Origin of the sequence: Paenibacillus sp. FSL R5-0766, assembly GCF_037971845.1 — a bacterium.
GTDB lineage: Bacteria > Bacillota > Bacilli > Paenibacillales > Paenibacillaceae > Paenibacillus.
The window spans coordinates 4,055,985-4,078,907 of sequence record NZ_CP150227.1 but is presented as its reverse complement, the minus strand read 5'-3'; the positions used below and the strand labels follow the sequence as shown (position 1 = coordinate 4,078,907).

Annotated in this window: 24 protein-coding genes and 1 riboswitch; of the genes, 15 read left to right on the top strand and 9 right to left on the bottom strand. The window is 44.5% G+C overall.

Annotation, left to right across the window (positions count from 1 at the left end):
* Positions 1-143: 143 nt before the first annotated feature.
* Positions 144-1,910 carry an alpha-glycosidase gene (locus tag MKY66_RS17485; RefSeq protein WP_076210128.1) on the bottom strand — a complete coding sequence of 589 codons (1,767 nt, stop codon included), beginning with the start codon at positions 1,908-1,910 and terminating at the stop codon, positions 144-146.
* Positions 1,911-2,147: 237 nt separating this feature from the next.
* Complete coding sequence (locus MKY66_RS17480; protein ID WP_076210129.1) at positions 2,148-3,323, bottom strand: M20 family metallopeptidase; 1,176 nt, start codon at positions 3,321-3,323, stop codon at positions 2,148-2,150.
* A gap of 182 nt (positions 3,324-3,505) precedes the next feature.
* Here MKY66_RS17480 and MKY66_RS17475 point away from each other — a divergent pair, with 182 nt between their 5' ends.
* The 3 genes from MKY66_RS17475 (at position 3,506) to MKY66_RS17465 (ending at position 6,771) form a co-directional block, all read left to right on the top strand.
* Positions 3,506-4,969 carry an ABC transporter substrate-binding protein/permease gene (locus tag MKY66_RS17475; protein ID WP_083656995.1) on the top strand — a complete coding sequence of 488 codons (1,464 nt, stop codon included), beginning with the start codon at positions 3,506-3,508 and terminating at the stop codon, positions 4,967-4,969.
* Positions 4,956-5,678, top strand: a complete 723-nt coding sequence (locus tag MKY66_RS17470; RefSeq protein WP_017688094.1) for an amino acid ABC transporter ATP-binding protein — start codon at positions 4,956-4,958, stop codon at positions 5,676-5,678. Before MKY66_RS17475 ends, MKY66_RS17470 begins: the two co-directional genes overlap by 14 nt.
* Positions 5,679-5,897: 219 nt before the next feature.
* Positions 5,898-6,094: riboswitch (cyclic di-AMP (ydaO/yuaA leader) on the top strand.
* 2 nt (positions 6,095-6,096) lie between these two features.
* Positions 6,097-6,771 carry a 3D domain-containing protein gene (locus tag MKY66_RS17465; protein ID WP_076210130.1) on the top strand — a complete coding sequence of 225 codons (675 nt, stop codon included), beginning with the start codon at positions 6,097-6,099 and terminating at the stop codon, positions 6,769-6,771.
* A gap of 107 nt (positions 6,772-6,878) precedes the next feature.
* On the opposite strand, the gene MKY66_RS17460 is transcribed toward MKY66_RS17465, so the two are convergent.
* Positions 6,879-7,670 (bottom strand): polysaccharide deacetylase family protein, encoded by a 792-nt coding sequence (locus tag MKY66_RS17460; protein WP_076210131.1) that lies wholly within the window; start codon positions 7,668-7,670, stop codon positions 6,879-6,881.
* Positions 7,671-7,823: 153 nt separating this feature from the next.
* On the opposite strand from MKY66_RS17460, the gene MKY66_RS17455 reads away from it, so the two are divergent.
* The 5 genes from MKY66_RS17455 (at position 7,824) to MKY66_RS17435 (ending at position 10,724) form a co-directional block, all read left to right on the top strand.
* A complete protein-coding gene (locus MKY66_RS17455; protein WP_076210132.1) occupies positions 7,824-8,165 on the top strand; it encodes a hypothetical protein in 342 nt (113 codons plus the stop codon).
* 111 nt (positions 8,166-8,276) lie between these two features.
* Positions 8,277-8,948, top strand: coding sequence for a PspA/IM30 family protein (locus MKY66_RS17450; protein WP_076210133.1), 672 nt, complete (start codon positions 8,277-8,279; stop codon positions 8,946-8,948).
* Between the two features lie 94 nt (positions 8,949-9,042).
* Positions 9,043-9,444 (top strand): DUF350 domain-containing protein, encoded by a 402-nt coding sequence (locus MKY66_RS17445; protein ID WP_036613690.1) that lies wholly within the window; start codon positions 9,043-9,045, stop codon positions 9,442-9,444.
* A gap of 23 nt (positions 9,445-9,467) precedes the next feature.
* Positions 9,468-9,974: a DUF4178 domain-containing protein gene (locus tag MKY66_RS17440; protein WP_076210134.1), complete on the top strand. Its 507-nt coding sequence runs from the start codon at positions 9,468-9,470 to the stop codon at positions 9,972-9,974.
* A gap of 12 nt (positions 9,975-9,986) precedes the next feature.
* The gene (locus MKY66_RS17435) at positions 9,987-10,724 is read left to right on the top strand and encodes a DUF4247 domain-containing protein (RefSeq protein WP_076210135.1); all 738 of its coding nucleotides are present in this window, start codon (positions 9,987-9,989) and stop codon (positions 10,722-10,724) included.
* Between the two features lie 112 nt (positions 10,725-10,836).
* On the opposite strand, the gene MKY66_RS17430 is transcribed toward MKY66_RS17435, so the two are convergent.
* The gene (locus tag MKY66_RS17430) at positions 10,837-11,127 is read right to left on the bottom strand and encodes an HNH endonuclease (protein ID WP_143760299.1); all 291 of its coding nucleotides are present in this window, start codon (positions 11,125-11,127) and stop codon (positions 10,837-10,839) included.
* Positions 11,128-11,328: 201 nt separating this feature from the next.
* On the opposite strand from MKY66_RS17430, the gene glp reads away from it, so the two are divergent.
* Positions 11,329-12,618: a gephyrin-like molybdotransferase Glp gene (glp, locus tag MKY66_RS17425; RefSeq protein ID WP_076210366.1), complete on the top strand. Its 1,290-nt coding sequence runs from the start codon at positions 11,329-11,331 to the stop codon at positions 12,616-12,618.
* 16 nt (positions 12,619-12,634) lie between these two features.
* Positions 12,635-13,186 carry a molybdopterin-guanine dinucleotide biosynthesis protein B gene (gene mobB / locus MKY66_RS17420; protein ID WP_076210137.1) on the top strand — a complete coding sequence of 184 codons (552 nt, stop codon included), beginning with the start codon at positions 12,635-12,637 and terminating at the stop codon, positions 13,184-13,186.
* A 218-nt stretch (positions 13,187-13,404) separates the two neighbouring features.
* Here mobB and xerS read toward each other — a convergent pair whose 3' ends face one another.
* Positions 13,405-14,511, bottom strand: a complete 1,107-nt coding sequence (gene xerS, locus MKY66_RS17415) for a tyrosine recombinase XerS (RefSeq protein WP_076210138.1) — start codon at positions 14,509-14,511, stop codon at positions 13,405-13,407.
* Positions 14,512-14,689: 178 nt separating this feature from the next.
* Here xerS and MKY66_RS17410 point away from each other — a divergent pair, with 178 nt between their 5' ends.
* The 3 genes from MKY66_RS17410 (at position 14,690) to MKY66_RS17400 (ending at position 17,093) form a co-directional block, all read left to right on the top strand.
* A complete protein-coding gene (locus MKY66_RS17410) occupies positions 14,690-15,178 on the top strand; it encodes a GNAT family N-acetyltransferase (protein ID WP_076210139.1) in 489 nt (162 codons plus the stop codon).
* A gap of 115 nt (positions 15,179-15,293) precedes the next feature.
* Positions 15,294-16,067: a glucose 1-dehydrogenase gene (locus MKY66_RS17405; protein ID WP_076210140.1), complete on the top strand. Its 774-nt coding sequence runs from the start codon at positions 15,294-15,296 to the stop codon at positions 16,065-16,067.
* Between the two features lie 132 nt (positions 16,068-16,199).
* Positions 16,200-17,093 (top strand): aldo/keto reductase, encoded by an 894-nt coding sequence (locus MKY66_RS17400; protein ID WP_076210141.1) that lies wholly within the window; start codon positions 16,200-16,202, stop codon positions 17,091-17,093.
* A 469-nt stretch (positions 17,094-17,562) separates the two neighbouring features.
* Here the strand turns inward: MKY66_RS17400 and MKY66_RS17395 are convergent, their stop codons facing one another.
* Complete coding sequence (locus MKY66_RS17395) at positions 17,563-18,207, bottom strand: LysE family transporter (RefSeq protein WP_076210142.1); 645 nt, start codon at positions 18,205-18,207, stop codon at positions 17,563-17,565.
* Between the two features lie 155 nt (positions 18,208-18,362).
* Positions 18,363-19,112, bottom strand: coding sequence for a YqcI/YcgG family protein (locus MKY66_RS17390; protein WP_076210143.1), 750 nt, complete (start codon positions 19,110-19,112; stop codon positions 18,363-18,365).
* 139 nt (positions 19,113-19,251) lie between these two features.
* Between MKY66_RS17390 and MKY66_RS17385 the strand changes: the two genes are divergently transcribed.
* Positions 19,252-20,115 (top strand): manganese catalase family protein, encoded by an 864-nt coding sequence (locus tag MKY66_RS17385; protein WP_076210367.1) that lies wholly within the window; start codon positions 19,252-19,254, stop codon positions 20,113-20,115.
* A gap of 74 nt (positions 20,116-20,189) precedes the next feature.
* Here MKY66_RS17385 and MKY66_RS17380 read toward each other — a convergent pair whose 3' ends face one another.
* A complete protein-coding gene (locus MKY66_RS17380) occupies positions 20,190-20,543 on the bottom strand; it encodes a hypothetical protein (RefSeq protein WP_076210144.1) in 354 nt (117 codons plus the stop codon).
* Positions 20,544-20,716: 173 nt separating this feature from the next.
* On the opposite strand from MKY66_RS17380, the gene MKY66_RS17375 reads away from it, so the two are divergent.
* Complete coding sequence (locus MKY66_RS17375; protein ID WP_076210145.1) at positions 20,717-22,165, top strand: amino acid permease; 1,449 nt, start codon at positions 20,717-20,719, stop codon at positions 22,163-22,165.
* Here MKY66_RS17375 and MKY66_RS17370 read toward each other — a convergent pair.
* Positions 22,158-22,790 (bottom strand): LysE family transporter, encoded by a 633-nt coding sequence (locus MKY66_RS17370; protein ID WP_076210146.1) that lies wholly within the window; start codon positions 22,788-22,790, stop codon positions 22,158-22,160. The two genes, MKY66_RS17375 and MKY66_RS17370, sit on opposite strands and share 8 nt — an antisense overlap.
* Positions 22,791-22,923 lie beyond the last annotated feature (133 nt).

Here is a 22,923-nt window from a genome sequence, read left to right as displayed (position 1 = left end):
AATCCTGAAAAAGTCGCAGCATATCATGCTGTGGCTTTTTTCAATCCAATAAACAAAACACTTCCAAAGTTCAGAATGAAGTATCATCTGAGACGATGGAAGTGTTTTTCTTTTCTTTTATATGACTGTTCAGAATTTAAACCTCAGCCGTGTTGGATGGTTGTAGGATCAAGCTGTCTATACAAAATGCGGTACCCATAGGGGTCAAGCTTAATATTCATCATTCCATCGGCTGGAAACACAGGCTCTTCAGTTAATGCATCTTTCCAGTCTTTGGTTTCCATAGGATGAGAAAGCGTTCGATCTTGAGGTGTATTGTTCATCCATACGGTAAAGTGAAGGTTGTCATCCGCACGCTCGTACACGATACAGGGATCATTGTGGTCAGCCTTGAGGAATCGGAAGCGTCCTTTGCGCAGGGCTTCATTACTTTTGCGTAAATCGATCATCAGGCGATAGAAATCATACAATTCTCTGTCTTGCTTGGCCGGGTCCCATTCCATACATTTTCGACAATCCGGGTCAGCATCACCACTAATTCCCACCTCATCGCCGTAGAAAATACAAGGTGTGCCGATATAGGTGAAAAGAAATACAACCGACAATTTTAAACGGCGTTTGTCTTCTCCTAACCGGGTAAGCAATCGTGGGGTATCGTGGCTGCACAGCATATTAAAGATCACTTCGTTGGTTTGTTGCGGATAGCGCATAATCAGTGAACCCATCTCGTTGGCAAAGTTATACCCATCCATTGAACCGCAGAAGAACTGGAGCACTTTGTCGGCAAATGGATAATTCATGACGGAATCGAATTGATCCCCCATGAGCCAGGTCAAGGAGTCGCTCCATACTTCACCAACAATATAGGCTTCCGGATTCGCTGCCTTAACAACCTTGCGAAAATCACGCCAGAAATGGTTATCCACCTCATTTGCTACATCCAGACGCCACCCATCCAGCTTGATTTCCTTGATCCAGTACTCAGCTACATCGAGTAGATATGCCTTAACCTCAGGGTTGGCTGTATTGAACTTGGGCATGTTGCCATAGAACCCAAATGTATCGTAGGTTGGTATACCATCCTTGATCTGAACCGGATATTCATTGATGTGGAACCAGTCGGCATACTTAGAGTTTTTTCCATTCTGGAGAACGTCTTGAAAAGGAGGGAAGTCTTCGCTGCAATGGTTAAACACCGCGTCAAGCATGACACGTATACCCAGGCGATGACATTCTTCTGTCAATTGTTTAAGCAGGGCATTATCACCGAAATGGGGGTCGACTTTTTTATAATCAATCGTGTCGTATTTGTGGTAGGAATTGGCCTGGAATAACGGGGTAAAGTAAATGGCGTTCACGCCAAGTTCAGTTAGGTCATACAGATGATCCAGTACACCTTGCAGATCTCCACCAAAATAATTGTCCAACTCAGGTTTGCCACCCCAGTCATGCGTTTCTTTAGGATTCAGCTTGGGATCTCCATTAGCAAACCGTTCCGTCATGATCTGATAAAAGACGGCTTCTTTGGCCCACTCGGGCACCTTAAACACATCAATTTCATGTATATACGAGAACTCATAATATCCTCCAGTTGGATAGGGGGTCTCATAATGAATGCCATTATCCGCTAGAAAAACATCTTCTGAACCGGCAGTTATCCGAAATATATAAGTGAGACGTTTGAATTGTGGCTTGACGGCAGCCTCCCAATAATCAAACATATTATCCGAAGCAGCCTTCTCCAATTGAATTTCCTTGTACGTTCCATTCCAATCGTACTTATCTCCGGTCAGTGCGGTCACATATTGCACATCATTACGTTTGGTTCGTACGCGCAGATGTATGGTAGACGAATTATAGGCATAAGCCCACTTGTCACGAGGAACATGATACATGGCTTCGAGCAGCATGACAGCACCTCCTGAATATAGGATAAGTTATAGTTATAATTAACCAAGTTAGCCAGCAAATGAATCACATTTACTGTAATAAAATGTATTATTTTCATCGTTTTCAAAGGTTTCTTTCACAGCATTTCCAGCTTCGGGCTGAATATACTTACAGATAATTTAGAAAAAGGGTGCCCTGAACAGCTTGAAATCCAAGATTGTTCAGGGCACCCCTATATAACATGTTGAAAGTGAATTTTAGCGAATAGCTTGCTCGAACTCCGTGCGGATGGTTTGAAGCAGCTCTGGCTGGCTCAGTACGTCATAGGCTGTTGTAGCAAGTGCCTTGGCTCCCAGAATCATGCCGTCCAGCGCGCGCTCCTGTAGTGCAAGGTCACGGAAGGCTATGGAGTGCAGTGTATGAACCTCATCCACAACACGGATGTAAGGATGGATCGCAGGACATTTCAGGGAAACATTACCGATGTCCATAGATCCGTGATCATTACCACTCACGATCTCTTCTTGCGGGATACCAAGTTCCATCAGATTTTGACTAAACGCAGCTGAGAATGCTTCATTGGTAACCATCTCGTCATAGGAGGTTTCATAGTTGGATGTCACCAGCTTGCATCCTGTCTGGAGAGCAGAGCCTTCAGCGATCTGAATCACACGTTCTGTGAGGATATTCAGTTCTTTGCGAGTTGCTGCCCGTACATAAAACTGCGCAGAAGCATAGTCAGGAATGATATTTGCTGCCTGACCTCCGTTGTTGATCACACCATGAATGCGCACGGTGCTTTTTACTTGTTGTCGGAATGCGTTGATTCCGTTGAACGTTTGAATGACGGCATCAAGAGCATTAATACCTTCGTGCGGACTTGCAGCAGCATGTGAAGATCGGCCATGGAATTCAAATTGCACAGCATCAATAGCCAGCGAGCTGCCTGACTTTTCGTAGGCATAATACGGATGCGCCATGAGAGCGACATCACAGTCATCGAACAGGCCTGCTTCCGCCATCGGAACTTTGGCACCACGTGTCTCTTCAGCGGGTGTACCAAACACTTTAATTGTTCCGCCTACTTCATCCAGAATGGATTTCAGCCCAACAGCAGCTCCAAGACTCATCATGCAGATCAGATGGTGACCACAAGCATGACCGATCTCCGGCAAGGCGTCATATTCGCACAATAAAGCAATGGTAGGGCCGGGTTTGGCGGCTGAATAGGTTCCGATAAAGGCTGTCTCCAGACCGAGGATTGGAGCCTCTACAGTGAAACCGTGGAAGACCAGTTCTTCTTTCAAACGAGCAGAAGCAAGATACTCTTCATTCCCCAGTTCGGGGTTGGCACCGATATATGATGAAATGGCTTTAAAACGGGAAGCATATTGATCAATAACCGTCAGGATCTGTGATTTGTTAGATGTCATTAGTAAACTCCTTATGCAAAATGAAAATAATTTATTGATTATATCATGTTTGCTTTATTTTTTCAGAAACAAGTCAAGATTTGTAATGTCAAAATGCATTGCATAATCATGCATTGTACTTTATAATGACTCAGTCATCAACATGAGAAGCATACAAAGTATTGTAAGGGGAGAGAACAAGGTTGAAATTGATAAGTCGTTACACTATGATGCTGTTGACCTTTGTTGTTCTGCTGACGACTGCCGTTCCTGTGGCATTTGCAAGTGGGACTTCAGACAATTCAAGCAGTAAAAAGCTGGTGCTCGGTACAAGTGCCGATTTTGCACCCTATGAATTCCATAAAGTGATCGATGGCAAAGATCAAATCGTAGGGTTTGATATTGCCATTGCCAAAGAAATTGCCAAAGACCTTGGCGCTGAGCTTGTCATTGAAGATATGGGCTTCGACGGACTCCTGCCTGCATTGCAGAGTGGCCGTGTGGATCTGGTCATCTCGGGCATGACACCAACCGATGAGCGGAAGCAAAGTATTGATTTTTCCGACACCTATTACAAGTCTAAACAAGTAATCATGGTTCGCAGTGCGGATAAAGACAAATATCCGACGATGGCAGAACTGGAAAATGAAAAAATAGGGGTGCAGAAGGGTTCCATTCAAGAGACAATTGGACAGAATATCCCTGGAGCGAAGCTTACTGCGCTTGATAAAATATCTGATATTGTGTTGCAGTTGCAAACGAATCGTATAAATGCAGCAATCGTTGAAGATACCGTTGCTGCGGGATATCTGGACGATGTGATTGCACTTGCTCCTGCTGTTCCTGATGAAGAACAGGTAGAAGCAGCAATTGGAATCCGTAAAGGTAATACAGAGTTGCTAAGTGCGGTAAATGGAACGCTCGAACGATTGAAAAGTGAAAATAAGATCGAACAAATGGTCACAGACGCCAGTCTCCTGATGGCTGATAAAGTGAACAAATCACAAAATATAATTGAAGTGTTCTGGCAATACAAGAGCTTCTATGCAACAGGTGTAGGATACACGCTCCTGTTATCTGCACTTGGTGTAATATTTGGGGTTATTATCGGACTGATCATCTGTTTGTTCCGTCTGCATGATGTAGCCATTCTGCGTTGGATTGGAACAGCGTATGTCGAAGTCATTCGTGGTACTCCAATGTTAGTGCAATTGATGATAATCTATTACGGATTGGCCTTGACATTTGGTATTAATTTTAGTCCCCTGCAAGCGGGTATTATCACACTTTCCATCAATAGTGGTGCGTATCTGGCAGAGATTTTCCGTGCGGGTATCCAAGGTGTGGATCGTGGTCAGTTGGAGGCAGCTCGTTCCCTAGGTATGGGAAGAGGCGCCGCGATGCGTTATATCATATTGCCACAGGCATTCAAAGCTGTATTACCGGCGATCGGTAATGAATTCATAACCATCATCAAAGAATCCTCCATTATCTCCGTTATCGGTATGGTGGACATTATGTATCAGGCAAGTGTGGTCAAAAACATTACGTACCAAGGCTTGAGTCCATTTTTGATTGCAGCAGCCATCTACTTTGTAATGACGTTCATTTTGTCCAAGCTGCTGGGACGACTGGAAAGGAAGTTGAGTGCAAGTGATAGACGTTAGACAATTACACAAATCTTATGGTAATAACGATGTGCTTAAGGGCATTAACGTGACGATTGGCAAAGGCGAGGTTGTCGTGGTTATCGGTCCTTCCGGTTCAGGTAAAAGTACATTCTTGCGTTGTCTGAACCTCTTGGAACAACCTACATCAGGTGAAATCGATTTTGAAGGTGTGTCAATTACGGACCCCAAGCACAACATTAATGCAACTCGGGAAAAAATGGGCATGGTGTTCCAGCATTTCAACCTGTTCCCACACAAAACCGTACAGCAAAACATCACGATTGCTCCGATTAAAGTGAAGAAACAATCCACGCAGGAAGCGGAGAAAATTGCTGCTGATCTGCTTAACACTGTGGGCTTGTACGATAAAAAAGATACATTCCCGAATCAGCTGTCCGGTGGACAGAAGCAGCGGATCGCCATTGCAAGAGCATTGGCTATGCAGCCGCATGTTATGCTGTTTGACGAGCCTACTTCGGCACTGGACCCCGAGATGGTCGGTGAAGTGCTGGATGTCATGAAACGTCTTGCAGAAGGCGGGATGACCATGGTCATCGTGACACATGAGATGGGTTTTGCACGTGAAGTGGGAGACCGGATCCTGTTCATGGATGGCGGGGTTATTGTAGAAGAGGGAACACCTGATGAGGTATTTGGAGCACCGAAAAATTCACGTACACGTGATTTTCTTGCGAAAGTACTTTAAACGAAGTGATCGAAAATAGCGTTACTGACTTCGAGTCGGTAACGCTATTTTTTATGGATAATAATCATGTTTGCATTCGGAAAAGTAACTATTCTGTTACCAAATATAAAGAAGTCGGTTCGCCAACTTTTCTGAATTATCCAGTATTCTTACATATGCTTACATGCTAAAAACCATTTGGTAAGAATTACTACAAGTTCAGGTTACAAAATTGTGATATATTGAACTCTGCCGAAACTTCCGGACAGGGAGTGCGGGGGATGTAACGATGCAGATTGTGCAGGGGGAAGATCTACAGCACACTGCTTGGGGTGAATTAGGGGTACATAACGTCTCAAATGTAATGAAGAACCTATAGGGTGGGCTCTTCATCCGAATCCGACAACTAACTTCGCAGGCACAATGAGGGAGGAAGACCATGATTAACAAGAAACGTATAGCCAAAACAGCAGTAGCATTAATGACAACAGCAATGCTCATTCAAGCCGTTCCGGCTCACGCCGATTCAGTTCATGTGGCCAAAGAAGGGGATACCTTCTACACCTTATCAAAACAATATGGAGTAGCACTCAACACGTTGGTTAAAGCAAACAACGACATTTCACCTTACAACATTTATGGTGGTTTGAAAATTACGATTCCCGGTAAGGCAAACAATGTAGCAGCCGCTGCGGCGACGGAGAGCAAGACCCAAGCCAAAACGGTTAACACAGCAAGCTTGGACGTTAACGCAGATAACAAAGTGGTTCAGGCCTGGGGTAAAACATTCGATTACAGCAAAGCTGTGAACGTGAAAGCAACGGCATACTCTGCAGATCCGTCTGAAAATGGAGGCTGGGGTGCAGTCGATTATTTCGGAAATGACCTTGAACTGGGTACGATTGCAGTTGATCCAAGTGTAATTCCACTCGGAACCAAAGTACTGGTAACTGGTCACAGCCATCCAGGATTGCCAAAACAGGCTTTTGTAGCCACCGCGCGTGATGTGGGCGGTGCAATCAAGGGTCACCGGATTGATATCTTTATCCCGGGTAGCAAACAGTCCGTAAGCAAATTTGGTTTCCAGGATATCGAGCTGTATATTCTGAAGTAGAAAATAAATTACATCTAACGAATTCAAACAGGGTGTCTGCTAGTCGCTAATTTGCGATTGAACAGCACCCTTTTAATATTCTCATTTATTTTGCTATCACGGTCAGCTTAATCTATGGCCTTTGGCAACCCCAGCATTTCGTCCAAGGTGACGAGTTCATATCCACGCTTTTGCAATTCCTCAATGATTTCAGGCAAAGCCTCAATCGTGCCGTTCAGGTTCGATCCTACACCGCCTCCAGCATGTTGCAGAACGATGGAGCCTGGTTTTACGGCCGACAGGATGTTATCTTTCACCTGTTCCTTTGAAAGTCCTTTCCAGTCCAGAGAGTCTACGTTCCAGTTCACAATGCTATAGTGTTGTTTGGCAGCCCATCTCAGCTGTTCTTCATTAATGTCTCCATAAGGTGGCCGAATCATCTTGGGCGTATATCCCGCCAAACGTCGAATAATATCCCCGGTATGTAAAATTTGTTTGCGAAAAGCATTCATCGACAGCTTACTGAATTCAGGATGATTGTAGCTGTGATTACCAACCATATGCCCTTCCTTAACGATGCGTTTCACCAGATCCGGATGTTTCTCAGCACGACTACCCACGATGAAGAATGTAGCTCTGACATTGTATTTCTTCAATACATCCAGCACTTGTGGAGTAAATCGTGGATCAGGTACATCATCAAAAGTCAGCGCAACCTTCTTGGTTGAAGGACCATTGGTTTTGAACGTATCGGCATATTTTTGACGTAACTGTCCCAATGTCAGTTGTTCTTCTTCCGCAGAATCCGAACCTGATACGGATTCACTTGGCGGGCTTGAAACATCCCGCGATGAAACTGGAGCATGATATCCTCCGAGAAAAATAACGATAACCATCAGCATAATGAGGCGTACGCGCATAATAACGGCCTCCTTTTCCAAAATGACGTTCTCTTTGGTATGCCCGGGGTATCCATAAGTTATGCGTAGTGTGAGAATTTTCATTGCCGATGTAGCTCATGAAAGCCATAATTCCTCCATATATAACATATAGAAAAGGATAGGTGGATGGGTATGAGTACATATGATTTGAAATCTATACGTTTACAGGTGATTGAAGCAGGAGAAGATAAGGTTTTTCTCGTTACCGGAGGAAAGGCGCATATTGGCGCCGCAGCCACATTCTATGTGGATCATGAGCGCGTATGCGGGACCACGGTACATATTCCCGGTCATAAGGAACAAGAACTGTGTGAGCGGCTTGCCCGGAAGGCTGCCCAGCAGCTGAAAGTAACCGTTACGGTGATCATGGGGATTCATTTTGATTCCATCACGCGGATGCAGATCGACGAAATCGTGCAGACTGCAGAGAGGTTAATGGAAGACCATCTGAACAAAGATAAACGATCTTCCTGACGTAAGAGCCATCGAATGTTTTGATTTTATTTGCTAAAATTGAAACGAGTTGCAGATTGTTACGTATGTATGTTTATATACGATGTAATATCGACTAGGAGGAATAACATAATGTCCATTTTCAAACGTTTGCGTGATCTAACCATGTCTAACATCAACGCCATTATTGACAAGGCGGAAGATCCAATCAAGATGACGGACCAATATATCCGTGACATGCAAGAGGATTTGGAAGATGCGGAGAAAGCAGTAGCTCAACAAATCGCCATTGAGAAGAAATTCAAGCAGTTATTCGAAGAGCAGGAAGCTCTTGTGAAGAAACGCGAAGAGCAGGCGCATACGGCGGCACGTGCTCAGAATCTGGATTTGGCTCGACGTGCTCTGGAAGAGAAAAAGGCTGCTGAAGAGAAGATGGCTGAGTATAAAACCAGCTATGACCAAAACAAGGCTTCTGCAGATAACCTGCGTGGCAAGCTCGACGAGATGCGTAAGCAACTGACTCAAATGAAGAACAAACGTGAAACACTGGTAGCCCGTTACAATGCAGCAAAAGCCCAAACGGAAATCAACAAAGCGTTGAATGGGTTTGGCTCTGATACTGCAAGTGCTGGTATGAAGCGTATGGAAGAGAAAATGATGCAGATGGAAGCACAGGCAGAAGCAAGTAACGAAATGTCTTCCAAAGGAAAATCTTTGGATGAAGAGTTCGAGAAGTTGGGTAAAGATCAGGCTGTTGAAGACGAACTCGCAGCATTGATGAAACAGTACGATAATAAGAACTAATACCTTGTTGTCAGCAGGGTTAACCAGCGGAGGAGAAGAGCATTTCTCCTTCGCTTTTAAATGCGGTTCATGTTGATATGTGGGGGCTGTGTAAATGGATTTGAATATTTTGGCGATGTTGGTCTGGACCGGATCTGGTTCGGTTTTGCTGTTTGTCTTGATGTATGTAGATTCACTGTTCACGAAATATAAGGATTTTGCTGAAGTTAAGGCTGGCAATATGGCAGTAACCACACGTATGGTGATGAAATTATTTGCACAAGGGTATGTACTCGCTACGTCCATTTCTACAGCTGGTCATCTTGGAGAGGCATTGCTGGTCTCCGTTGTATCCTTTATCATTTTGTTGATTCTGGAGAGTGTTGTACACTTTATGATTCGCAAATGGGCCAATCTGGATCTGGATACGGGAATTCAGCAAGGGAAGACAGGATACGGGTTGTTCTCTGGCGCTTTACATATCGTGGGCGCACTGATTATTGCAGCTTGTTTATAAGATAAGGAACAGGAGTAATTCTCATGAGTGTATGGAAACGAATTAAAGGAATACTAACAAAACCTGAACCACCGCAGGCAGAGAAAACGATGCTTCAGCTTGCACCTGGTGATATCTGTGAGGTTTCTCTGGTCACTTATGAAGTCGTTGGTCGGGTACAAAATCGTGCTCGAAATGCAGTTGTGCTCACGCTGCAGGATGGTACCGCATTTCGATATTTGCATATCGAAGAACGTGAACTCACACGTTACGCCCTATATACACCAATTGATGGCAGGCTTGATGCACCTGATGAGGTGCCCACATTGCTGGACCTGGATGGACGCGCATTTCATCTGGAGGAAGAGTATGGAGGCATGGTATCAACGGCAGGTAGAACTCCATATGGCCAGGCTGGAGAACAATTGGTATGGCAGTATCAGTCGGATGATAATATGCTTCTTCGGGTGGAGTGGCAAGACAGAAGATTTACACTGTATGAGGGTGAGTCCATTCTTCCTGCGGATATCAAAGTGATTCGTTCGAGCTAGGAGAGGTTCCCAATGAAAAAACGCTTGGCACATGGATTAAAATTAATGCTGGTCCTCAGCCTTGTGATGTCTCTGTTGTCCGCGTGCGGAGCACCTTCTGTTCAGGACACATACCCGCTTGAATCGGTTAACGGCAGTGGTAACTCAACGTCCTATGTGTACCGGGCTTCTGACCGTACCGTTCCGGAAGTGGCCCAGGAATTGTCTGACCAAAGGCAACCGGATCAGATCTCGGCAGAGAACACAGAGCGTATGTTCCTCGTGTATCAGGACGAGTATTATCACCTGCAACAAGACCCGAACAAGCCGGAGGATACCTTGGTTGAGGTGGACTCCAAGGAATATGTTCGGCAGAACTACGATTCATCTTTTTTACAAGGTTATCTGACCGCTACGTTAATCGGTAATCTGTTCGATTCTTTTGGCGGGCGAGGTAATGGCAACTATCGAGGATATACCAATAAAGATACGTATAAACCGAGTGCAGGATCTTATCGTGCACCAACAAGTAATGACAAGAAGCTTGCTCCACCTATTACTGTTGATCGGAAAGGTACGATTACAAGGCGCGGAAGCGATAAAGATTCAAGTGTGGGATCTGGCGGAGGATTATTCAACCGCAACAAGGATCAGAGTAAGGGAACCATTGACCGCAACAAGAGCAGTGGTGGGTTGTTTGATTCACCTAAGAGATCCTACAAAAAACCGAAAACCAGAGTGGGCGGCGGCCGAATTAAGAGGCGAAGATAATAAACATCTAATCATAAGGATGGCTGCCAATCGCATAGTTCATTTAAGAACAGTGAAAAGGGAAGGCGGATTCACCTCGCCGGCACATGACCTTGGAGCTGTTCTTTTTCGTTTACGATTGGCGAACATGATTGGATTTGCGTACACGGGGAATCGTTGTAGCAGGCTGTTTGCGAATCCAGCGGATAAATGGAATCATTCGTTCATCCTGTCTCAAGGATTGCAGGTCCGTGAGACCAAGGGTCACAATGTCGCGATTAGTGTATAACGAATGAATCTGTTTGTGACAGGGGATGCACAGGTTGGCTGTTGGCAGTAATGTTCCGCCCATTTCTTTGGGTGTCAGATGATGAACGGTTGTATTCACAGGTTCTCTTCCGCATAATTCACATCGATTACTCATGATCATCGCCTCCCTTTGTCACTTATATTATGGGCAGACAAGATGCCTTTCATGTTGAATATAGATTAAGGGATGTTACACCTGTAAGAAATAAGATTTTGTCACAGGATTCAATAAGTGATGTACTTGTTATCTTACAGCATTCGGGCTACACTTTATAAAAAGATGATATGTCTCTAGGAGGTAAGAATACTTTTGAAAATGAACTCACATTCACATGATATGACAACTGCCAAATTCAATCGTACAGCTGTACAGGTAGCGGATGCCCAAGCCAAAATAGCTGCAAGAGTTACTGTAGGCTCCATAGAGAAAGTTCATCTTGAATCTGCTCATGGCCGCACACTTGCAGAGACGATTCAGGCACCCCATCCGTATCCATTCTTCCGGAGATCGGGTATGGATGGATTCGCGATTATCAGTACAGATACTATAGATGCATCGAGTGATCATCAAGTTTGGTTTCGAGTAATTGATGAAATTCCTTGCGGCTACACCTCGGATCACACCATTGTTTCAGGTACGACAGCTCGCATCATGACCGGTGCACAGGTTCCGGAAGGTGCGGATGCGGTGGTCATGATGGAGATGACCGAGAGCAAGGTAGAGGACGGAGAACAGTGGATTGCATTGAAACGGCACATATTGTCGGGTGCTAACATCACCCCAATTGGACTGGAAGTCCAGGAGGGACAGCAACTGCTCGAAGCAGGAACGATCATCAGGGCAGGGGAGCAGTCCGTGTTAGCTACTTTTGGCATAGCAGAAGTTCCTGTATTTCAACGTCCAAAGGTGGCGATATTCGCAACCGGCACGGAATTGCTTGATGTAGATGAGCCAGTACAACCAGGTCGGATTCGGAATAGTAACAGTTACATGCTTCGCTCTCTGGTTGTTGAGGCAGGTGGAGAGCCTGTGATGTACGGTTCTATTGCAGACGATGTGAATACGGCAAGGGCCAAACTGGAAGAAGCCATTCAAGATAATGATATCGTGGTGACCACAGGCGGTGTATCCGTCGGGGATTATGATATTATGGGTGAACTTGTGCTGGAAGAACATGTGGAGATGTTGTTTAACAAAGTGACGATGCGACCAGGCAGTGTGACCACAGCTGCTATATATAAAGATAAATTGCTGTTTGCACTTTCGGGTAACCCGGGGGCTTGTTTTGTAGGTTTTGGTCTGTTTGTTCGTCCAACCATTCGTTCCATGCAGGCGGATGCTCATCCTTATTTGGAAGAATGGACTGCAATCTTGGAAGAAGAGTACACCAAAGTTAATAATTTTACACGGTTCGTGCGAGGACGCACAGAGATTCGCAACGGCATGGTGTACGCGATACCGGCTGCTGCCCGTGTAGATGAATCCAGTGTTATGATTACCATTAAGGACAGTGATTGCCTGATTGTTGTTCCACCTGAGAAAAAAGGTATTCCTGCGGGTGAGCAGGTACGTATTATCAAACTGCCCTCAGGCCATGTGAGGTAGTTGGTGGATGACTACAATGAGTGATACAAAGCCACATATCATACAGATTGTTGGATACAAAAACACGGGCAAGACAACCCTGACAGCCGCGCTGATCGGGCACTTTTCTTCAATAGGACTTAAAGTAGCAGCAATTAAGCATGATGGACATGACCATTTTGAGATGGATCAAGAAGGAACGGATTCGTATCGATTTGGAGAGGCTGGGGCCTCGGCGGTGGTTGTTATGTCAGAGAAACGTACTGCGATTATGGAGCGACAGTCAACCAAGCTGGAGGATATGTTAAGTCATCTGTCCGGTTATGAGTGGATTGTCATTGAAGGATTCAAGGATGCTTCTTATCCCAAATTCGTGATGGTTCGAGAAGAAAAAGATTTGATATTGGTTAATCAGCTTGAAGGGGTAGTGGGTATGATCTCATGGTTATCTTCAGAGCAGTGTATGGAGCCAAACATCGTAAGCAGGGATATAACATGGTACTCGGTTCATGAAACGGAGGATATAGCCAAAGCGTTGTTAGCGATGGTTGAGAGCGAGTGTAGGCAGAATGGTGAAGTCGAATCGTAGAAATGTTTAGGCACGGGACATAATGGTCTCCGTACATGATTGAATGTACAGTGAGCGTGATTGATCGTCTTTGAATAAACGTAACTTTTATTATGTAAACTAAAATCATTTCTGCTTATGCTCTTATCTTTGAATGATGCAAAAAACAATACAAGCAGCAGACCTTTCTCGGATCGAAATCCTTGATACGGCTTGCTGCTTTTATTATGTTCGGGAGGTTACATCCCGTCGTCAGTACGGCGTTCGATGGCTTCGGACATCGTTTTGTCGGTAAGGTGAGCATAGATCTCGGTCGTTTCCGTAGAAGCGTGGCCGAGCTGCTCTTTTGTTTTGTAAATATCATTTTGCAAATAATAGTCTGTTGCGAATGAATGGCGTAATTTGTGCACGGTTAGATAAGGTTTGCCAAAGCGCTTGGCGTATTTCATAATCATGGCCTGGATCGCTCTTTTGGTCATTCGACTGCCTTCTGAATCTCCGTTACGCAATGCAATGAACAGACCCTTCTCCCGCTTGGGCGTACGGTAACGTGATTGCCGCAGATTCATATAGGTCGCGAGTTCGTCCTTGGCCTGTTCCCTGAAATAAACGGGTGTCTTGTACGTCTCGTCATTATTACCTTTGCGATAAACATACAGGAGTTTGTTGTTCAGATCGAGGTCATCGACGTTCAGGTTCACAACTTCCGACACCCGTAAACCTGAATTGAGAATCAGGCTGGCAATACAGGCGTCTCGTTCTTTGTTGAGCTCATGGGAATAGAGTGCCTGCTTGTTCTTCTCCATATCAACAGCGTAACCTTCAAGGATATAGCCGATAAATTCCAGCAGTTCCTCTTCCTCCAGGATTTTACCTTTGAGTTTGGCAGCGGTGTCCTTGGGTTTATGGGTACGCTTGATCTCGATTTTGGCCATAATGTTCCGCTTCAGCAACGGATAAAAGTCTTCATCTTCCGCAATTTGGCTCAGATAATGAAAAAGGGAGCGAAGGGAAGAGAGTTTGCGAGAGACGGTAATTCTGGAATTGGTTCCTTCCCGTTTGGTTGTGAGAAATAACCGATAGGCGGTAACCGAATCCATGCGTAGGACTTCCAGTTCAGTCAACGTAACTTCTTTATTAGAGCTTGCCTCGGAGAGCCCTTCTGCTCGCAACCATCCGAAGAAAGCTTCGTAATCTCTCAGATATTCGAGCAGGGTAGAGGGGGACAGGTCAGGCAACTTATAGTCCATGAATTGCTGAACGAACCAAGGCATGGAAGGTAGTTTGTCATCCAGCTTGCGTCGATCAATCTCTTTTTGCACGTTGGTCAAGTTCGACACCTCCATGTGAAAAACATATAAAATTAATATTCAACTTAATAGTATTCTATGTTCTAGTGTACCATAATTTACATGCTCACAGCTTGTTCACCAAAACAGGCAGTAAGCAGGGTATGCTTCCTTGCCCTTCGGCACGTAAACCTTTAAAGTAATCAGTATACGTAGAGCAGAGGAGGTGAACCGGATGAATATGAAAATAGAACTGGTTCCCCGGGAACGCAGTCAGGTGATACGGCATTTAATGCAATTTTATCTATATGATTTTACCAAATATCTGAATATTGATGTAGACAGTAACGGCATTTTTCCGGAATATCCCGGTCTGGAGGCATTCTGGACAGAGGAGGACCGCAAGTTTCCTTTTTTGATTACAAGTGATGGGGCACCTGCAGGGTTTGCTCTGGTGGAGAAACTGGAGCCTGGAAGCAAGGATAATGACTACTATTTAACTGAGTTTTTTGTGATGCAAAAATATCGGCGCAGTGGAGTGGGCACTCGGGCAGCATATGAATTGTTTAAACGTTTTCCTGGCAGATGGAAAGTAACCCAGGTTCGGAACAATGTCATTGCCCAGGCGTTCTGGCGAAAAATTATAGGGGAATATACGGGAGGACGCTTTCGGGAGAAGTTCCATCCAGAGCTGGGCAATCCAAGCCAGTATTTTGTAACCTGATTCCTATCGGGGCTTCAATTACATATAAGCATTGATGGAAGGTTATTCTGTCATCGTAGTGTCAGTGTAAATAATCTTTAGTTCAACTTATAAATCTGATGAAGGAGTGAGTAACATGAACGCACCCACATTCCATCTCGATGGACAGACAGCACTGGTGACAGGTGCAGGGAGAGGGATCGGAAAAGCAATTGCGATTGGACTTGCCCAATCAGGCAGTGACGTTGTACTTGTATCCCGAACGATGAAAGAGATTGAGGAGACAGCTGCCTACATCTATGAACAGACAGGGCGTAAAGCGCTCGCTCTGACTGCGGATGTGACATCAAGAGAACAAATGGAAGAGACATTTCAAGAGGCGATCTCGGAGATGGGCAGCCTGGATATTCTGGTGAATAATGCAGGTATGAACATACGGACGCCAGCACTGGAAGTAACGGACGAGCAGTGGGAGACCATCATGCAGACAAACTTAAAATCGGCTTTCTTCGCTTCACAATTGGTGGGTCAGCATATGAAAGAACGTGGGACCGGGAAGATCATTAACATCTCTTCGGTAGGCGGTCACACGGCTTTGCGGACAGGGGTTGTATACGGCGCGACCAAAGCTGCGTTAATTCATATGACCAAAGTGCTCGCACTGGAATGGGGCAAGTATGGAATCCGTGTCAATTCAGTAGGGCCATGGTATTTCCGAACCCCTCTGACTGAAAAACTGCTGGATGATCCCCAGTATTTGCAGGAAATTGTAAGCCGCACACCGCTTCAGCGCGTTGGAGAACTGGAGGAAGTGGTAGGACCGGTTGTATTCCTGGCATCAGATGCAGCGGGATACATAACGGGTCAGACGTTATTGGTTGACGGTGGAATGTCCATTTATGGCTTCTAAATAAATGAAGTTGGTTGTAAAGGAAAAGTGGGTGGCATAACCAACTCTTGGGTAATAACATAAGGGAAGTTGAAGTTAATCTGTATTTCTATTTATCTGTACCCAATTCACTGAACTTGGAGGAAGATAACCATGGAAACGCGCAAGTACGGTAATACTGGCATGAACGTAAGTACACTTGGATTTGGCGGAGCGGAAATAGGCAAAGATGTATCCAAAACGGATGTAGCGACATTGCTGAATAGTGCCCTGGATGCGGGATTAAACGTAATTGACACGGCTGAATGTTACGGTGACAGCGAGGAATTAATCGGTGAGGTGCTGTCACATCGGCGTGATGACTACTATTTGTTCACCAAATGTGGACATGCTGCCGGGGTCGAAGGTCCGGATTGGGATGCCAAAGTACTGGAGCAAACAATTGACCGTAGTCTGAAACGGCTGAAAACGGACTATGTGGATGTTATCCATTTGCATAGCTGCTCCGAAGAAGTACTCCGACAAGGAGCAGTAATCGAAGTGCTACAGCGTGCCAAGGAAGCAGGAAAGACCAGATTTATCGGATATAGTGGTGATACAACAGATGCGCTATATGCGATTCAGACCGGAGTATTTGACAGCCTGGAGACTTCATTAAATATCGCAGATCAGGAAGCAATTGATCTTACGTTGCCTGAGGCAAGAAAAAGAAACATGGGGGTAATCGCCAAAAGGCCTATTGCCAATGCGGCCTGGACGTATGAAACACTTTCGGAAGAGGCTTATCCATTTATATACTGGAAGCGCTTAAGTGAACTGAACTATGGTTTTCTGGGTGAAGATGCCCAGGCAGCGGTGGAAACAGCACTGCGTTTTACGCTAAGTACCGAAGGTGTAGACACAGCTATTGTAGGAACAGCCAAGCCAAATCGCTGGCAGCAAAATGCTGATCTTGTGGCTAAAGGGCCACTTCCGCAGGAACTGTATGATGAGATTAGAGCACGATGGAAAGAAATCGCCGGAGCAGACTGGACTGGCCGGACCTGATTCTTTGCATTTGCCAAATGGATTGTAATTTTGCGCAGCTGCCTATAGGCAGCTTTCTTTTTGTCATCAACCTTATATTTTCAACATATGAAAAATTCACAACAACTAAATAATCTAACTATTTCGTAAAATGTCCAAATCATCTTAAGCATACTACTTTAATTTTGAGACAACGATAAACGATAACTGTGTTGGCACTAAAAGCTAATTCGCCACTAATATAATATTTCAACATATGAAAAATTCACAATAGAAAAGAACGCACACCGCTGTTACTACCTACCTTTTAGATACGATTCAGCACGCCCCGCGACTAAATGAACTGCCATCCTTCACTGTGAAAGTCAAATGATTTCTGATTAAAAAATTAGATATTCTAGGAAAGTACCTACAGCAGCGTATGGAAAAGGAATCAAAAGAAAAGGTTGCCCCTTTTTCAGAAGGAACAACCTTAATTTCTCGAAATAATCTACTGAAATAGAAGCCACAGAGCGAATATAAATTTATATAAAAAGTAGAACGAGAAACCCAGCAAAAGGACTCCAGCCATGGCAGAGACAGCTTGTATCATTTTTTTGCTCATTACTTTTCGTGTCACAGATACAATGGAGAGCAGACCCAGGTCATGAATAAGAATTCCACATAGTACGCCAAATCCTGCAATGATAAAACTCAGCTTACCGGTAGATTGGTATGAATCGGACAATACAACACCAAAAACAGATATCCAAAACATAAGATTACCAGGGGAAACCGCTACCAATAAGCCATTGCGGTATGTCCTCCAAAACGATTTTTTGATTTTTCCTTTCGTATTATCTGATGTTGCCATATCCAGATCTGAGTTCCGGATTGAATCGTATCCCAGAAAGGCCAGAAATCCAGCTCCCGCAAGCCATAGTGGAATTTGTACATAAGGAAGAGATAAGACGGAAGCAAACCCGAAGTACATGGCCAGTATCAAACCAGCATCAATTGTCATGCCTCCAAGACCGACGGCCCAGCCATGGATAAACCCATTTCTCAATCCCTGCTTGGTCATCTCTACAGTAATTGCTCCCACTGGCATGGCAATAGCGAGACCAATCAGGACGAATTTAATATAGATTTCCATTGTCATTTCCTTTCCATCTGTAATGAATTCTTATTTCGATAGGGCTTGTCCAGTTGCTTATGTAGTTGTAGCGAGTATGTAGCACAGGGCTCTCCTCCTATAAATGGGTGGTATAGAGTTTATTCGGAGGAGAGTATTTTTAGAATCGATTTAAGCTATTCCTTTACGTTGCCTTGCTGAAGAGATCGAAGAAACGGGCATTTGGAAGGAGCGGTATCGTCATCTCGCAAAAAATATTGTTTATACTCCAGGTTGCCTTGTGATCCGTATTGCTTTAATTCAGGATGTGCCGGTATGGTATCGTAGGCAGCCAAGCGTGCGCGGATTCTTGGAGCAATCGCTGCAGCTTTCTGAGGTTGTGCGTTCCATATATCGAGTACCCAGCGCGGTGTTAGAGCTAACATGAAATAAGGAAAGTGGCGACTTTGTCGTGATACATGGGCTGGCGTCCCGCAATAGACAAAATACCGTTCGTCATTGTAACAAAACTCCCACATGGGATGCTCCGGGTCTTCTGGAATATCTTTTGGCCAAGGCTTGTTATCCAAGTGTCTAATCTGGCTTAATAAATCCCAAAAGGCTTTTTCGTAGGCCAATACATCCCGGACTTGTTTTTCCTTATCAAAAAATAAAATCAATGAAGAATATTCTCCGAATGAACGAGAGCATTCTCCATATTCCTTGAGTATGTCTGATACATTACGTTCTGCAGACTCGTCTCCGAAATTAGAAACAAAGCCGTATCGGAGGTGACCCAGGGCAAAAGCCTGTGTAGCCGGAATACAGGGAAATCGAGCCTCCCGGTCACTCATTTTCGAAGAGAATAAACGGTAAGCATCTCTTTTCCAGGTTTCGAGAGGGATCTCCTCATTCTCAATCTCAGAAGATGAAAACAACAACGACATGAATAGTCCTCCTTTTACCTATAGGATATAACCCAAGGGAAAAATGGTGACAGTCCAACTTATTTTTATTAATGAGACATGCAAGTGATCGATGTAATACACATACATATCACTTATCTAAAACGGATGAGGTGATATGTTGTTTTTTAATATCAAGGAGTTGCAGTATCATGCCAAGCCGGATCGACCCGATCCCGTGTTTGCAAGAAAACTACAAGAAGTACTGGGAGGACAATTTGGCGAAATTACCGTAGCCATGCAGTATTTATTTCAGGGCTGGAATGTCCGTGGAGATGGGAAATATAAGGACCTTCTTATGGATACGGGAACCGAAGAACTCGCTCATGTTGAGATGCTGGCTACGATGATCGCTCGCTTGCTGGACAATGCTCCATTAACCACACTGGAAGAAGCTGCCAAAGACCCGGTTATTAATGCGATACTCGGTGGGAGTAATCCACAACATGCCATTGTAAGCGGACTTGGAGCAGCCCCAACCGATAGTAATGGATATCCATGGAATGCAAAGTACACAATAGCAAGTGGTAATTTATTAGCTGATTTCAGACATAATCTAGCAGCAGAATCTCAAGGCAGACTTCAGGTTGCCAGGTTATATGAAATGACCAATGACCGCGGTGTAAAAGACATGTTATCGTGGTTGCTTGCTCGGGATACCATGCATCAGAATCAGTGGATTGCAGCGATAAGAGAACTTGAAGAAAAAGAAGGAATTGTTGTACCCAGCACGTTCCCGAAAGAACTTGAGAAGAGAGAGGTTGCATATGTTCTCTTTAACTTCTCTCGTGGTGATGAGAGCGCAACCGGACGGTGGGCTCACGGTCCAAGTATGGATGGGCAAGGTACTTTCCAATATGTTCAGCATCCTCAGCCTTTGGCACCTGCGCCTAAACTTCCGCCAGCGCCGCCGTATATTTTTGATACCCCACCTGAGGTTCTAAGAAAAGGAAGTTCAGCGGATATACCACCGTTTATGCCATAGGAAATGGATTGAAAAGCGGAGAAGAACAAAAAAGGAACCCAATGCTGGGTTCCTTTATGTTTACATGAGAAATGTTATTGCGGGCGGTTTTGGTTCGAATACGAACCAAAGGATTGACCATTAGTTGAGATATTGGGAGTGTTGTATGGCTGCTCAAGATAAGATACGTGCTGTGAAGATGAGTGTGCAAGTTGTTGTGCAAGATTGGAGATTTGTTGTAATTGCTGGATGGCGGTTTGATGTCCTTGCAGTGCGGTCTGGATCATATGTGTAGCTTGTTGCTCGCGTTGTGCCAATTGCTCAAGTTGTTGAGCGTTGCTTTGTTCTTGTCTAAGTAGTTGTTGATATTGCATCGAAGCCTGCTGTGTTTGTTGTGTAAGTTGTTGAGCCAACTGCGTAATTTGCTGCGATTGAGAGAACTGATTCATGTGTAAAACCTCCTATGTGTTTTGATGTACTCGTGTATTATTTAATGAGGTCTCAAGAATTATTCAATATATCCAGTTTGTCTGAAATAAGGATTAATTTATGAACATGATTCGCTGTGGATTGGGAAGGCTACCTTTAGTGACCTAAAATGATACAGAAAAGGAATGACAACATGAGTAAAGCATCAACTAACGCTACAGAAGAGAAGAAACTGAAATGGTGGCAATTAAGTCTGCTAGGTGTGGCAGGAACAATTGGTACAGGGTATTTTCTGGGTTCCAGCCTTGCGATCTCGATTGGTGGTCCAGCTGTGCTGCTGGCCTATATCTTGGCGGCCTTGGGTACATATGTAGTTTTTGATGCGCTCGCGAGAATGACAGCGGACCATCCGGAACAAGGATCTTTTCGTTCATATGCCAAGAAAGCCTTTGGAAGTTGGGCAGGCTTTGCGAGCGGATGGTTCTATTGGTTTTCGGAGTTGCTCATTATGGGGAGTCAGCTAACCGCATTGTCCATTTTCTCCAGGTTCTGGTTCCCTTCTGTTCCGCTCTGGATCTTTGCTGCAGGATTCGGAATTGTAGGTCTTTGTATTGTATTCTTCGGTAACAAGGGATTTGACCGGGTTGAAAATGTACTGGCTATCATTAAAATTGCAGCGATCATCATGTTCTTGGTGCTTGCCATCGCCCTTCTCGCAGGGTGGATTGGGGGAACAAAGTATGAACACAAAGTACCGCTGGATATGGCAGCGATTTTTCCAAAGGGTGGCATCGGATTGTGGTCTGCGTTTCTTTTTGCGTTCTATGCTTATGGAGGTATTGAAGTTCTTGGCATTATGTCATATCGGCTGCAAAAACCGGAGGATGCCCCAAAGGCAGGAAAAGTCATGCTTATTGCGCTATCCACCGTATATGTTGTATCCATTGGACTCGCGTTAATTATGGTTCCTTTGAATGCATTCAATCCCAAGGAGAGTCCATTTGTACTGGCACTCAGTAGTGATCACCTTGCTTTTGTCCCACATTTGTTCAACGGGGTGCTCATTGTAGCCGGATTTTCAACGATGACAGCTTCGCTCTATGCGGTGACGTCTATGATTATTACCCTCGCTCAGGAGGGAGACGCCCCGCAGTTATTTTCTCGAAAGTGGAAAACGAAGTATCCGTTATTTGCCTTGTCCCTCATTGGTTGTGGGTTAGTTGGTACGATCATCATGTCTCTCTTACTCCCAGGTAAAGTATATGAATACATCACAACTGCAGCTGGACTGATGCTTCTGTACAACTGGTCGTTTATTTTGTTATCCTCCGGTAAATTGTTGAAATCAGGCAAGTTCGATGTGATCAAACGCTGGATTGGCTTATTGTTGATCACTGCTGCAGTCACTGGAACACTTTTTCATGCACTCAGCAGACCGGGGTTCTATATTAGCTTATTGCTTGTCTCTCTCATTGCCATTAGTGACGTTATTGTACAACGGATTCGCAAGAAGAAACCTGCGTCCCAAACATCATCAAACGCCGAGAAAGACAAAAGTGAAGAATATGAGCAGCATTCTACGGGTATAAGCAGTTATCACATCACGGGTATTCGGTTACGCAAAAAAAACAAACTCAAATAAAGAAGAGAAATTGAATGGCTTTATATCCGAAGTAACAGCCAAAACCGACTAAAGAAAGTCCGGAAATGAGAGCAATTCCTTTAAGCACAGTAGAAGTGAGGTATTTGCGAAAAAAACTTACGGTAGTCGCCATGAATAGATCCCACAGAAGTACGCCAAAGATGATAGCTCCACTATATATCAACAATTGATCCATAGGGGAGTCATTTACAGCCTTGGCTAGAACAGAGCCATAAATGCCTAGCCAGAACATGATGGAAAGAGGGTTAAACAGAGACATCAGGAATCCTTGAGTAAATGACTTGGCAAGCTCCGAATCATCTCCTCTCATTTGAGAAGGGGCAAGGATTCCTGCATTTTTAATACTTTCCACACCCGTATAGATCAATACAAAACAACCAAACATCCAGAGGAATACCCTTACAAACGGAAGTTCAAGCAGATGTACGATGCCAAAATACACAAGCAGCATGTAGATGATATCAGCTGCGATGGCTCCTAGTCCAACACACCAGGCAGGCATGAACCCGCCTCGAATACCCTTGTCCAATTGCGCAGCATTGATGGGTCCAATAGGGGCTGAAAGTGATAATCCCAGGATCACATAACCTAACATGATATAAATAAGATGTCCTCCTTTCCATACAGTACAGCATATTCTTCAAAGTGTTTTTGTAGGACTAGATTATCGAGGGCGATGTATACTTTTTGCATGATTAATCCATATTAGTCGGAAATAGGGGGTGATTCATGTGCTG

Excerpts from the sequence above, each read along its gene's own strand:
- MKY66_RS17480 (WP_076210129.1), bottom strand. The coding sequence starts at position 3,323 with ATGACATCTAACAAATCACAGATCCTGACGGTTATTGATCAATATGCT.
- MKY66_RS17395 (WP_076210142.1), bottom strand. The coding sequence starts at position 18,207 with ATGGAAATCTATATTAAATTCGTCCTGATTGGTCTCGCTATTGCCATG.
- MKY66_RS17435 (WP_076210135.1), top strand. The coding sequence starts at position 9,987 with ATGAAAAAACGCTTGGCACATGGATTAAAATTAATGCTGGTCCTCAGC.
- MKY66_RS17430 (WP_143760299.1), bottom strand. The coding sequence starts at position 11,127 with ATGAGTAATCGATGTGAATTATGCGGAAGAGAACCTGTGAATACAACC.
- MKY66_RS17450 (WP_076210133.1), top strand. The coding sequence starts at position 8,277 with ATGTCCATTTTCAAACGTTTGCGTGATCTAACCATGTCTAACATCAAC.
- mobB (WP_076210137.1), top strand. The coding sequence starts at position 12,635 with ATGAGTGATACAAAGCCACATATCATACAGATTGTTGGATACAAAAAC.
- MKY66_RS17375 (WP_076210145.1), top strand. The coding sequence starts at position 20,717 with ATGAGTAAAGCATCAACTAACGCTACAGAAGAGAAGAAACTGAAATGG.
- glp (WP_076210366.1), top strand. The coding sequence starts at position 11,329 with ATGAACTCACATTCACATGATATGACAACTGCCAAATTCAATCGTACA.
- MKY66_RS17485 (WP_076210128.1), bottom strand. The coding sequence starts at position 1,910 with ATGCTGCTCGAAGCCATGTATCATGTTCCTCGTGACAAGTGGGCTTAT.
- MKY66_RS17445 (WP_036613690.1), top strand. The coding sequence starts at position 9,043 with ATGGATTTGAATATTTTGGCGATGTTGGTCTGGACCGGATCTGGTTCG.
- xerS (WP_076210138.1), bottom strand. The coding sequence starts at position 14,511 with ATGGAGGTGTCGAACTTGACCAACGTGCAAAAAGAGATTGATCGACGC.
- MKY66_RS17405 (WP_076210140.1), top strand. The coding sequence starts at position 15,294 with ATGAACGCACCCACATTCCATCTCGATGGACAGACAGCACTGGTGACA.
- MKY66_RS17380 (WP_076210144.1), bottom strand. The coding sequence starts at position 20,543 with ATGAATCAGTTCTCTCAATCGCAGCAAATTACGCAGTTGGCTCAACAA.
- MKY66_RS17440 (WP_076210134.1), top strand. The coding sequence starts at position 9,468 with ATGAGTGTATGGAAACGAATTAAAGGAATACTAACAAAACCTGAACCA.
- MKY66_RS17455 (WP_076210132.1), top strand. The coding sequence starts at position 7,824 with ATGAGTACATATGATTTGAAATCTATACGTTTACAGGTGATTGAAGCA.
- MKY66_RS17400 (WP_076210141.1), top strand. The coding sequence starts at position 16,200 with ATGGAAACGCGCAAGTACGGTAATACTGGCATGAACGTAAGTACACTT.
- MKY66_RS17460 (WP_076210131.1), bottom strand. The coding sequence starts at position 7,670 with ATGCGCGTACGCCTCATTATGCTGATGGTTATCGTTATTTTTCTCGGA.
- MKY66_RS17465 (WP_076210130.1), top strand. The coding sequence starts at position 6,097 with ATGATTAACAAGAAACGTATAGCCAAAACAGCAGTAGCATTAATGACA.
- MKY66_RS17410 (WP_076210139.1), top strand. The coding sequence starts at position 14,690 with ATGAATATGAAAATAGAACTGGTTCCCCGGGAACGCAGTCAGGTGATA.
- MKY66_RS17390 (WP_076210143.1), bottom strand. The coding sequence starts at position 19,112 with ATGTCGTTGTTGTTTTCATCTTCTGAGATTGAGAATGAGGAGATCCCT.